Source organism: Eggerthella hominis, from assembly GCF_014287365.1.
Taxonomy (GTDB): Bacteria; Actinomycetota; Coriobacteriia; order Coriobacteriales; family Eggerthellaceae; genus Eggerthella; species Eggerthella guodeyinii.
In genome coordinates, this window is the sequence record NZ_JACOOA010000005.1 from 81,382 (window position 1) to 93,774 (window position 12,393).

The following is a 12,393-nucleotide window of genomic DNA, read 5'->3' on the forward strand; positions in this document are numbered from 1 at the left end:
GTCAAAAAAGGTTGTGAACGCGTTTCATAACCCCAGTTCAAAGCCCCCACGTCGGGAAACGCCGCGGTGCCGAAGGCGTTTCCCGCCCGTAACGAAGCCACAAACAAGCCCGCCATCAGGCACGATAGGATAAACAAGGAGGCCACCAGGTGTTGTGGTGGCCTCCTCTAGATGTTGTAGAACCGTGGACGCGCCGTCTACTGCGCGCTTCTTTCGACGCCCGCTTCCCCCTCGTCCATGTAGTGATCGAACTCGCGCACGACCGCCTCGGACGGGGGCGCCGTGAGCAGCGACACCGCGACGATGGCGACGAGCGACAGGACGAACGCGGGCAGCAGCTCGTAGATGCCGAACACGCCGCCGAGGGGCTTGACGAGGTTGTGCCACACGAGCACGGCCGCCGTGCCGGTGAGCATGCCGGCCAGCGCGCCCTGCATGTTCGTGCGCCGCCAGTACAGCGTGCACAGCGTGAGGGGGCCGAACGAGGCGCCGAGGCCCGCCCAGGCGTAGGAAACCACCCCGAAGATGGACGAGTTCTCGTCGTAGGCCACGATGATGCCGAACAGGAACACCGCGACGAGCGTGAGGCGCGCCACGATCATGACCTGGCGATCGGTGGCGTCCTTCTTGATGACGCCGCGGAAGATGTTCTCGGCCACCGAGGAGCCGGCGATCAGCAGGTAGGACGACGACGAGCTCATCGACGCCGCGAAGATGCCCGACACCACGACGCCGCACATGAACGGCGGCAGGATCATCTGGGACAGCACGATGAACACGTTCTCGGCCTGCGCCTGCGTGGCGAAGTCGGTGGGGATGATGGCGCGCCCCACGAGCCCGATGCAGATGCCGCAGGCCAGCGACACGACGCACCACGTGACGGCGATGACGCGCGACTTCTTCACCTCGTCGGCCGAGCGGATGCCCATGAAGCGCACGAGCACCTGCGGCATGCCGAAGTAGCCGAGGCCCCAGGCCAGCATCGACGCGATGGTGATGAGCGGGTAGTCGGCCGCGTCGCCGAACAGCGGCACCCCGCCCTCGACGAGCTGCCGCCCCGCGTCGTCCACGAGGGGCACCGCTATCTGGGTGCCGCTCAGGAAGCCGGGGATGTTCTGCAGGAACGCGACGGTGTTGTCGACGCCGCCCGCCCACGCGACCGACCCCACGAACACGGTGGCCAGCGCGAAGAACATGAGCACGCCCTGCACGAAGTCGGTGGTGACCACCGACAGGTAGCCGCCCACGAGCGTGTACAGGAACACGATGATGGCGCCGAGCACCATCATCGTGGCGTAATCGAGGCCGAACAGCGTGGCGAACAGCTTGCCGCACGTGACGAAGCAGCTGCCCACGTACACGCAGAAGAACACCATGATGATGAGCGCGGCCACGGTGGACACGATGTTCTTCCGATCGTGGAAGCGCTTGCTGTAGAATTCCGGCAGCGTGATGGAATCGCCCGCCACCACGGAATACTTCCGCAAACGCTTCGCCACGAACTTCCAGTTGAGATACGTGCCGATGGCCAGCCCGATGGCGGTCCACATGGCGTCGGACGCGCCGGTGAAGTACGCCACGCCCGGCAGGCCCATGAGCAGCCAACCCGACATGTCGGACGCCTCGGCCGACAGCGCCGTGAGCCACGGCCCCACCCCGCGCCCGCCGAGGAAGTACTCGGCCGTCGACGAGTTCGAGCGCTTCGCGTACACGAACCCGATGGTCAGCACCGCGACGAAGTACAAAAGCATCGCGAACACGACCAGAAAATCGTTGGAAACCACGGGTGTTCCTCCCCTCTCCTCTGTGCAAAACCTCCGTTAGAAACGAGGGGATTATACGACAACCGAGAGGGGCGCAGCGCGACTACTTGGAGCGGGGGCGAGCCATCGTGCCCGCCCCCGCGTCTCATCCGTGTTTCATTTCTCGGCCTTTTCGGGATGGCCGTGGTCCTTCTGCCAACGGTCCCAGGTGGAATAGCAGATGGCGGCACGCTGGTCCTGGTCGGGAAACCTGTCCTTCTCGTAGCGGGTGATATGCTCCATGCAGCGCGAGATGTACGTTTCCTTCTTCTCGTTGGCGCGCGGATCGGGTATGGGCATGAGCGCCTCCTTTCGTCGGGAACCCGCATCGTAGCGCGCGGCGAGCCCGGCGCGGCGGGCGCGGCGGCGGCGTTGCGCGGCAGACACCGGGTCGTCGTTCGGCGAAAACGCTATCGACGGGCCATCCCCGTAACCTTATACTGGGGATCGTACACACGACCCACAATGGAAGGAAGCACGATGCCCACGTACGCGGAGATGGATCAGGCTCAGCTGACGGCGCTCAAGGAGGAGCTCGAACGCGAATACGGCGAGATCAAGGCGCGGGGCCTGGCGCTCAACATGGCGCGCGGCAAGCCCGCCAAGGCGCAGCTCGACCTCAGCATGCCGCTGCTCGAAACCGTGACCACGATGGAGGACTGCGTGGCCGCCGACGGCACCGACTGCCGCAACTACGGCGTGGGATTCGGCCTTCCCGAGGCCAAGGAGTTCATGGCCTCCATGCTGGACGACGAGGCCGACAACGTCATCGTGTTCGGCAACGCCAGCCTCAACATCATGTACGACGCCGTGGCGCGCTGCTGGATGTTCGGCACGCTGGGTTCGACGCCGTGGAGCAAGCTGGACACGGTGAAGTGGATCTGCCCCGCTCCGGGCTACGACCGCCACTTCGGCGTGACCGAGGAGTTCGGCATCGAGATGATCCCCGTGCCGATGACCGACGAAGGCCCCGACATGGACGAGGTTGAGCGCATCGCCGCCTCCGACGCCTCCGTGAAGGGCATCTGGTGCGTGCCGAAATACTCGAACCCCGGCGGCGTGACGTACTCCGACGAGACGGTGCGCCGCCTGGCCGCCATGGAGTGCGCCGCCGACGACTTCCGCATCTTCTGGGACAACGCGTACTGCGTGCACCACCTGTTCGACGAGGCGGCCGAGCAGGACCAGCTGCTCGACATCGCCGCGGCCTGCCGCGAAGCGGGCACCGAGGACCGCTGCTTCAAGTTCGCCTCCACCTCGAAGGTGACGTTCCCGGGCGCGGGCATCTCCGCCCTGGCCGCGAGCCCGGCCAACGTCGCCGAGATCAAGAAGCGCGTGGGCGTGCAGACCATCGGCCACGACAAGCTGAACCAGCTGCGCCACGTGCGCTTCCTGCGCGACGCCGAGGGCCTGGCGGCGCACATGCGCAAGCACGCCGCCATCCTGCGCCCGAAGTTCGAGCTGGTGAACGCGAAGCTCGAGGAAGGCCTCGACGAGGTGGGCGGCTGCTCGTGGAGCAACCCGCGCGGCGGCTACTTCGTGTCGTTCGACGCACCCGAGGGGTGCGCCAAGCGCATCGTGGGGCTGGCGAAGGAGGCGGGCGTCACGATGACGGGCGCCGGCGCCACCTACCCCTACAAGCAGGACCCGCACGACGCGAACATCCGCATCGCCCCCACGCTGCCGCCGCTCGAGGAGCTGGACGAGGCCATGGACGTGTTCACCGTCTGCGTGAAGCTGGCCTACGTGGAGAAGCTGCTCGGCTAGGTTGGAACGCGCGAGCAAGGAGCCGCCCTCGGGCGGCTCCTTTTGCGTTGTCAGGGCTGCACCGCCGCCTTGATGGCGGAGGCGTCGATCTTGCCGGTGGGCAGCTTCGGCAGCTCGTGGAAGAACACGATGCGGTCGGGCAGCTTGAACTTCGCGATGCGGCCCTCGGCCCAGCGGCGGAACGCCGTCGCGTCCATGGGCGTGCCGCGCTTGCACGTGAGGGCCACGACGATCTGCTGCCCGAGCTCCGAATGCGGCAGCGGGAACGCCGCGGCCTCGAGCACGGCGGGATGCGCGCTGTAGAGGTGCTCGAGCTCGGCGGCGTACACGTTGAAGCCGCCGCGGATGATCATGCCGTCGATGCGCCCGAGGATGCGCACGTAGCCCTCGTCGTCGATGGCGGCTGCGTCGCCCGTGCGCAGCCAGCCCCGAGCGTACCTCTCGGCGGTGCGCTCGGGGTCGCGCCAGTAGCGGCGCATCATGCAGGGGCTGCGCACGACGAGCTCGCCCTCGCCGCGCTCGCTCAGCGCCCCGTCGTCCCCGAGCAGACGCACCTCCACGCCAGGGAACGGGCGGCCCACCGTGGACGCCGTGTGCTCGAGGTCGTCCTCGACGGTGGTGCACGTGACGGCCACGGCCTCGGTGGAGCCGTAGCCCACCACCACCCGGCACCGCAGCCGCTCCCACACGTCCTCGACCAGCTCGCGCGCCACGGTGGCCGAGCCCACGAGGCCCGTGCGCACGCTGGACAGGTCCGCGGGATGCTTCTTGAGGTCGAGCAGCACGCGGCCGAACACCGTGGGCACGCCGTAGATCACCGACACCCGCTCGCGCTCGACGGTGCGCAGGAGGTCGTGGGGCTCGAACTTCTCCACGAGGACGGCCGTGGCGCCGAACATGACGGGCAGCACGATGCCCATGTTCACGCCGAACATGTGCGACAGCGGGATGGGCACGGCGAACACGTCGTCCGAGGTGCACTGCATGGCGCGGCCGTAGCTGCGCCATGAGAACAGCGAGCTTTCCTGCGACAGCACGACGCCCTTGGCCTGGCCGGTGGAGCCCGACGTGAACGCGATGACGAAGGGATCCTCGAGCGCGTCGACGGGCGCGGGCTCGCAGGGGCCGTCGCCGTCGGCCAGCAGGTCGTCGAAGGCCGTGCAGCCGGGCGCGTCGAAGCGCACGGTGACCACGCGGGCGCGGGGCGCGTGGGTGCGCGCCGCCTCGGCGAGGTCGGCGCGGGCGAGCACGACGAGCGCGGGATCGACGCGATCGAGCCTGAGCGCGAGGTCGGCCTCCTCCATCACCTCGTCGCAGAAGACGAGCACGGCTCCCAGCCGCGCGGCGGCGAAGAACACGACGGGCGCCTCGTGCCAGTTCGGCAGCATGACCGCCACGATGTCGCCCGTGCCGACGCCCGCCGCGCGCATGCCCCGCGCGCAGCGGTCCACGAGCGCGGCGAATTCGGCGTACGCGAGGCGCCGCTCGGCGTCGACGAACGCCAGGTGGTCGGGTCGGCGCCGCGCCCAGTAGGCGGGCGCCGTCTGCAGGTCGAGCCCCTCGAGGAAATGATCGCTTTCGCGCCACGCCATGAAGCCGCCCCCTCCTCGTCCGACCGCGCCGCGCCCGGCGCCTCCATGGATCGACCATACCGAACGGGCCCGAGGCGCGCCATCCGCAGATTGCGCGATGTGGGGAGCGGTCGATTCGCGCGCGAGCGCGAACGAGGGTCGCGAGCGAAGCGATGCGGCCCATGCGCCCGCAGGGCGCATGATGGGCGGGCAGGTGGGCGCAGCGAGTCAGCGAGGGCCGTTCGTCAGAACGGCGAGACGTAGAGGCGCATGCCGTCGGGGAGGCGGACGAGGCCCTCCTCCCGCAGCAGGTCGGCTGCCGGGGTTGCCAGCACGGATCGGTCGTTGAACGTCTCCACGACCACCTTCTTGCGGGCCCCCTCGGCGCCGGCGCGCTTGAGCGCGCGCTTCTCGTGCGCCACGAGCGCGCGCACGGCGTCGGCGAGCGCCTCGCCGTCGTGCGTGAACGACAGCAGCGAGCGCAACCCCGGCGCAGCGTACAGGACCGGCTCGCCCCCGCGCACGACGACGAGGCCGCCCGCGCGCCGCGTCGGGCGCGCGGGGCGTTCCGCCTGCGGTTCGGCATCGTCGCCGGCGACCGGCGGCCAGGGGATGCCCGCCCCGAACAGGCTGGCGGGATCGTCGGCGGCGAGCACCACCGTCTCGCGGCGCGCGGCCTCCTCGTCGCTCGCCTCGTACGTGCGCAGCACGTCGACGGTTTGGCGCGCGGCGAACTGCGCGGGGCCGAGGCCCTGCACGAACGCGCCGCGCAGCAGGTCGCCCGTGTCCTCCATCTGGCGCAGCACGGGGAACAGCGCGCCCAAGCCGCCGGGCACGCCCGACAGCTGCACCACGTCGCGCGAAAGCACGCCGTAGCGGTCGAGCATCGACTCGACGAGCGCGATGGCCCGCACCGTGTCGTTCTCGGACGACGGCATCGTGAGCGACCAGCGTCCCGTGAGCGCGGCGCCCACGGCGGCCTGGGCCGACGCGATGCCTCGCATCGTCGACGGGTCGGCCGGGCGCAGGCCCGACCGGCGGCTGCTCACGCGGCGCTTCGGCGCGCTGCGCGGCTTGGGCCCCGCGCCGCCCGCGGCGTCGAGGGCGGCGCGCACGGGGGCGAACGTGTCGTTCGTCACGCGGCCGTCCCACATGAGCTCGCGCATGGTCACGGCCACGGCGGCCTCGTCGACGAACTCGGGCGCGAGCCGACGCCGCACCGCGTCGACGATCTGGCGGAAGAACAGCCCACCGCCGAATCCGAGCGCGTCAACCACCGCCCCTTCGACGGTCGGAGGCGCGATCGACGAGGCCGCATCCGGAGCGTCGGAGGGCGCATCGGCCAGATCGGGCTGCACAGGCGCGAACGGCGAGTCGGTGGGATAGAAGGCGACGAGCCCCGCCCCTTCGCGCTCCCGTCCGCTGCGGCCGCGGCGCTCGGACGGAGGCCCCGCCGGGGCGCCCTCGTCGTCGCCCTCGCGGCGCGCTCCCGCCCACACGACGTCGCCCGAGGCCAGCAGCTCGTCGAGCATGCCCGGGCGCCAATCGCGCACGCGGCTGGGGAACACGTGCCCCTCCCACGCGCCGGCGGGCAGGAACACGCCTTCGAACTGGGCGATCACCTGGGCAACCCCGTCGATTCCCTCGTACCCCTCCTCGCCGAGCGGGCCGACGCCCTGGCAGTCGAGCAGGAAGCGCAGGTACGCGCCCTGGCTCACGGCCTGCACGGCGCGGCGCGCTTCCGCCAACGACAGCGAGCGCAGACGTCGGAACACGCCCGCCTCGACCCATGCGAGCGCGCGCCCGTCGTCGTCTTCGCCGAACCGGCCCTGCATGAGGCGGCCGGCCGACGCGAGGCGCGCGAGGCCGTCCTGCGCGACGGCGACACCGAGGCCGAAGCGCGCGGCCGCGGCCTCGGCGGAGAACGGGCCGTGCGTGCGCGCGTAGCGTGCGAGCAGCTCGTCGAGGGGATGGCGCGCGCCCTCCTCCTCTTCGGCCCCCGCGACCGCCACCGCTTCCGCCCACGGCGGGATTGCCGTTCCCAGCGCGTCGCGCAGGCGCGCGGCGTCGTCCGCCGCCGCCCAGCGTTCGACGCCGCCGACGACCGTCGGGAACGCGCGATGCGCGGCGTGCAGCTCCTCGAGCGCCGCGCGCGCGTCCTCCGAGGTCGCAGCCGCGGTCGCGGTCGCGCCCTCGGCCTCGATCCCGTCCATCGGTTCGAGCCGCTGCGCCACCTCCTCGACGGACAGCGGGCCCAGCACGCGCAAGAGGTCGGCCACGCCTTCGACGCCGCGCATGCGCCGGTCGGCGGCGAGGCGCTGCAAGCTGGCCTCCACGCCGGCGGTCACCTCCGCGTCGAGCACCTCGCCCAAGTCGGCGGAACCCAGCAGCTCGCCCAGCAGCGTGGGATCGAGCGACAGCAGCGAGGCGCGCTGCTCGGCGTGCGGCAGGTCGCCCGCGTAGAGATGCTCGCCCACGTACCCGAACAGCAGGGGCGCGGCGAACGGCGACGGCACGGACGTCTGCGCCTCCACCACGCGCACCGACCCCGCCTGCACGCGCTCCATCAGCTCGTGCAACGCGGGCATGTCGTAGACGTCCTGCAGGCACTCGCGCGCCGTCTCCGCAAGGATGGGGAACTCGTGCTCGCGCCGCGCGGCCTCCAGCAGCTGGCCGGCCTTGAGGCGCTGCTGCCACAGCGGGGCGCGCTTGCCCGGCGCGATGGGCGACATGAGCAGGGCGCGCGCAGCGCACTCGCGGAACCGCGCCGCGAACAGCGACGTGGAGTCCACGCGGTCGCGCACGATGCGGTCGAGCTCGTCGGGGTCGAACACGAACAGCTCCATCCCCGGCAGACGCGTCTCGGTCATGGGGATGCGCAGCACGATGCCGTCGTCGGCCGCCATGGCCTGCGCGTCGTAACCGTACATCTGGGCGATGCGGTCGGACACCGCCATCGCCCACGGCTCGTGCACGCGGCGCCCGTACGGCGAGTGCAGCAGCACGCGCCAATCGCCCTGCTCGTCCTCGCAGCGCTCCACCACGAGCGTCTTGTCGTCGGGAATCGTGCCCGTGGCCGCACGCTGCGAGCGGACGAGCTCCACGAGGTTGCGCTGCGCGTCGTCGTCGAGGCCGTCCGCAGCCAGGCGCTCGCGCACCGCGGAGGAGACGCCGAAGCCGCCGCCCTCGTCCGCCTCCGCGTCGTCGCCCTCGATGCCGCCGACGATCGCGCGCAAAAACGCGCCGCGCATGCGCCCCGTCTCGGCGGGCCGCCCCACCCCTTCGCCGTGCCAGAACGGCAGGCGCGCCGAGCGCCCGGGGGCGGGCTCCACGATCACGCGGTCGCGCGTGATCTCGCCGATGCGCCACGAGCTGGTGCCGAGCGTGATGATGTCGCCCACACGCGACTCGTACACCATCTCCTCGTCGAGCTCGCCCACGCGCCGCCGGCCTTCGTTGCCGTCGCCCTCGGGCAGCACCACCGAGAACATGCCGCGGTCGGGGATGGTGCCGGCCGACGTGACGGCCTGGCGCTGCGTGCCCGGGCGCGCTAACAACCGCCCATGCTCGCGATCCCACACGATACGCGGCGAGAACTCGGCCAGGTCGGCCGTCGCGTAGCGGCCCGCCAGCATGTTGAGCACCGCGTCGAACGCCCGCCGCGGCAGCTCGGCGTAGGGCGCCGCACGGCGCACGGTGTCGTACCAGTCGTCCGCCGCCAGCTCGTCCATGGCCACGGCGGCCACCGTCTGCTGCGCCAGCACGTCGAGCGCGTTCTTCACGAGCGCCGTCTGCTCGATGCGGCCCTCGTACATGCCCTCGGCCGCCACGGCCGCGTCGATGATCTCGGTGCGCGTGCGCGGGAAGATGGCTCCCGTCGAACGGCCGCCCACCTGGTGGTTCGCGCGGCCGATGCGCTGCAGGGCGCTGGCCACCGACGGCGGGGCGGCCACCTGCAGCACGAGGTCGATGGATCCCATGTCGATGCCCAGTTCCAGCGAGGACGTGGCCACCACGCACGGCAGCTCGCCCGCCTTCAGCTCGCGCTCCACCTGCAGCCGCTTCTCCTTCGACACCGAGCCGTGGTGCGCCTTCGCGACGATGGCCGGAGCGCCGCCGCTCAGCTCCGTCGTGGAGCCGAGGTCCGAGCGGATGGGCGCGGCCGGGGCGTCCTCGTCCGCGCTGCGCGCGATGCCCGTCCGCTTCGCGTACAGGTCGTTCAGCCGGGCGGTCAGCTTCTCGCACAGGCCGCGCGAGTTCACGAACACGATGGTGGTGCGGTGCGCCAGCACCTCGTCGAGGATCGTCGCTTCGATGTAGGGCCAGATGGACGACGTGCCCAGACGGCTGTCGGGGCTCGTCGTGCTCGCGGGCAGCGCGTGGTTAGCCATGGCGGCGCGCATCGCGCGGTCGGACTTCCAGGCGTCTTCCGCGGGCGCGCGGCGCGGCCCGCCTCCGTGGGCGCCTCCCCCGCGCTTCGCAGCATCGCCGCCGGTCAGGTCGCTTCCCCCGTACACCGGCACGGCCGTCATGTCGCGCACGGGCACCCGCACGCGCACGTCCATGTCGGGTCGGCCCTCCGAGGCGACCACGCGCACGGGATGCGGGCCGCCCAAGAAGCGCGCGATCTCGTCGCGCGGGCGCACGGTGGCCGACAGCCCGATGCGCTGCGCCGGCCGCTCCAGCAGGTCGTCGAGACGCTCGAGGCTGAGGGCCAGATGCGCGCCGCGCTTGCTGCCCGCCAGCGCGTGCACCTCGTCGACGATGACCGTCTCCACCGTACGCAGCGTTTCACGCGCCTGCGAGGTGAGCATGAGGTAGAGCGACTCGGGCGTGGTGATGAGGATGTCGGGCGGGTTGCGCTGCAGGCTGCGGCGCGCCTCGGGTGTCGTGTCGCCCGTGCGCATGCCCGTGCGTACCTCGGGTACGGCGGCGCCGTCGGCCGCGAGCCGCGCCGCGATGCCCGCGAGCGGCGCCTGCAGGTTGCGCTCCACATCCGCGCCGAGGGCCTTCAACGGCGAGATGTACAGCACCCGCACGCCCTTGCCCGGACGCTCCTTCTTCGGCAGCTGCGCGCTGCGCGCCTTCTCCCGCATGAGCTCGTCGATGGCGAACAGGAACGCCGCGAGCGTCTTGCCCGAGCCGGTGGGCGCGATGACGAGCGCGTTGTCGCCGCCCTCGATGACGTCCCAGGCCCGCTCCTGCAACGGCGTGGGAGCAGGGAAGGCGTCGAGGAACCAGCCGCGCACCTCGTCCGAGAATCGGTCGAGGGCATGAGGGGCGGAATCTCTTGCTTCGTCCATGGCGTGCGTCGGCTCCTTCGGAAACGGGGGCGGGACTCCATGGTAGCGCATGGACACGCCGCGCGCATCGGCAACGCGCACCTGACACCGGTCCGTACGCACGGCGGCCCGAAACGCCGTGCGCTTCGGGCCGCTGCGAAGCCGGCGCCGGGGAGGGGTTCGGCGCGGCGGGGTACGTTCTCGGCTAGGCGCTCGCGCCCAGGCCGTCGAGGGGTTCGTCGAGCTTGCCGAGGGCCGAGCGCACGGCCAGCACGCCGAAGGCGAACGCGCGGCCGAGCGAGCCGCCCGTGATGAACAGCGGGTAGTCGTCGCCGTAGTAGGAGCCCGATGCGTCGCCGCCGGCGTACAGGCCGGGGATGGGCTCGCCGGCCGTGTCGAGCACTTCCAGCTTCTCGTTCACCGTCAGACCGCCCACCGTGGCCAGCACGCCAGGCATGCGCTTGAGCGCGTAGAACGGCGGCTCCTTGATGGCGTTCCAGGACAGGTAGTCGCCGCGCACGCCCAGATCCTCGTCCACGCCCTTGTCCACCAGCTCGTTGTAGCGGGCCACCGTCTTGAGGAAGGCGTCCTTCTGGATGCCGCATGCGTCGGCCAGCTCCTCGAGCGTGTCGGCCTGCACGATGGCGCCGCGCTTGATGGCGTCGTCCCAATCGGCCTGCGGGTTGGTGGTGTGGCGGCTGTGGCTGTTCGGGTGCTGGTAGTCGTCCACCGAGGCATGCACGGCCCAGTTCGCGTCGGTGATCTGGAAGGCGGTCTGCTCGGGCTGGAGGCGCACCGAGGTGACGACGCTCTGGTAGCCCAGGTTCTCGTTCGCGAACCGCTCGCCTTTGAGGTTCACGCGCAGCCAGGGGATGCCGGAGTACGGCGCGTTGCCCTCGGGCATCCACGTGGGATCGAAGTGCATCATGATGCAGTGCGGCGCGCTGTCGATGGACGCGCCGGCCCACAGCGCCATCTTGAAGCCGTCGCCGGTGTTGCACGGCGCGCCGTGCATATTCTGCACGCCCTTGAGGATGGGCGTGTAGCACTCCACCATCTCCTCGTCGTCGGAGAGGTCGCCCGTGGCCATGACCACGCCCTTCGCTGCGTTCACCTGCACGTAGCTGCCGTCGGAGCGCTCGCCGATGACGCCGGTCACCCTCCCGCTCTCATCCTGCACGAGCTGCACGGCCGGCGTCTTGTACAGCACCTGCGCGCCCGCGGCCTCGGCCTTGCCGGCCATGTTCTCGAGCAGCTTCTTGAACTGGTCGTAGCGCGTGGACATGTCGTTGTTGATGTACCAGCCGAACGTGTGGCCGCTCTCCAGCAGCACGGGCTCCTGCTCGGGCGTCTGGTCGAGCAGGTAGTCCATCACCTCGCCGCTGCGCTCGAGGAACAGGCGCACGACGCGCGGGTTGTCGCGGCCGTTCGACAGTTCGGCGAACTGCGCGTAGATCTCACCCAGGTTGTAGGTCTGCCCCGCCTCGAGGAAGCGGCGCGACCCGAACGCGGCGGCGCTCCACCCGTTCGTCACCACCGTGCTCTCCTTCTGCAGCACGACGCACTTCGCGCCGCTCTGCGCCGCAGCCAACGCCGCCGGCGCGCCCGTCGCGCCGAAGCCCACCACGCAGACGTCGGTTTCGATCGTCTCGGCGATGTCGCCCGCGGGGATGGGCTCGGGCTTCGTCTCCCAGCTCCAGCGCGTCTTCGCGCTCGCAGCCTCGGCATCCTGTTTCGTCTGCGCATCCTGCGGCGCGCACCCCGCCATGCCCGCGATCGCCGCCGTGGCCGCCGTCGCCGCCGCAGCCGTCAGAAACCCCCTGCGCGTCAAGTCTTGCATGAAAACCGCCTCCCTTTCCCTGATCTTCTCGATGCTCGCTTGCTTGATCCGACGCTTTCCAGGCGCCGGAGGCCACCGTACGCCGCAGCGGGGGCCGCCGCATCATCCACCGCGCATCGCGGCAGGGGGAA

6 protein-coding genes are annotated in these 12,393 nt (G+C 70.9%); 1 reads left to right on the forward strand and 5 read right to left on the reverse strand.

Going from position 1 to position 12,393, the window contains the following annotated elements:
* Positions 1–197: 197 nt before the first annotated feature.
* Positions 198–1,784: a sodium/proline symporter gene (locus H8S61_RS11600; protein WP_366458321.1), complete on the reverse strand. Its 1,587-nt coding sequence runs from the start codon at positions 1,782–1,784 to the stop codon at positions 198–200.
* A gap of 135 nt (positions 1,785–1,919) precedes the next feature.
* Positions 1,920–2,102: a hypothetical protein gene (locus tag H8S61_RS11605; protein ID WP_160942770.1), complete on the reverse strand. Its 183-nt coding sequence runs from the start codon at positions 2,100–2,102 to the stop codon at positions 1,920–1,922.
* A 180-nt stretch (positions 2,103–2,282) separates the two neighbouring features.
* On the opposite strand from H8S61_RS11605, the gene H8S61_RS11610 reads away from it, so the two are divergent.
* Positions 2,283–3,569: an aspartate aminotransferase type Ic gene (locus H8S61_RS11610; RefSeq protein WP_186939099.1), complete on the forward strand. Its 1,287-nt coding sequence runs from the start codon at positions 2,283–2,285 to the stop codon at positions 3,567–3,569.
* Between the two features lie 50 nt (positions 3,570–3,619).
* On the opposite strand, the gene H8S61_RS11615 is transcribed toward H8S61_RS11610, so the two are convergent.
* The 3 genes from H8S61_RS11615 to H8S61_RS11625 all read right to left on the reverse strand — a co-directional run bounded on the left by H8S61_RS11615 (position 3,620) and on the right by H8S61_RS11625 (position 12,262).
* Positions 3,620–5,161 carry a class I adenylate-forming enzyme family protein gene (locus tag H8S61_RS11615; protein WP_186939100.1) on the reverse strand — a complete coding sequence of 514 codons (1,542 nt, stop codon included), beginning with the start codon at positions 5,159–5,161 and terminating at the stop codon, positions 3,620–3,622.
* Positions 5,162–5,385: 224 nt separating this feature from the next.
* On the reverse strand, positions 5,386–10,443 hold the full coding sequence (locus tag H8S61_RS11620) for a DEAD/DEAH box helicase (RefSeq protein WP_186939101.1): 5,058 nt from the start codon (positions 10,441–10,443) through the stop codon (positions 5,386–5,388).
* Between the two features lie 184 nt (positions 10,444–10,627).
* The gene (locus H8S61_RS11625; RefSeq protein WP_160942846.1) at positions 10,628–12,262 is read right to left on the reverse strand and encodes an FAD-dependent oxidoreductase; all 1,635 of its coding nucleotides are present in this window, start codon (positions 12,260–12,262) and stop codon (positions 10,628–10,630) included.
* Positions 12,263–12,393 lie beyond the last annotated feature (131 nt).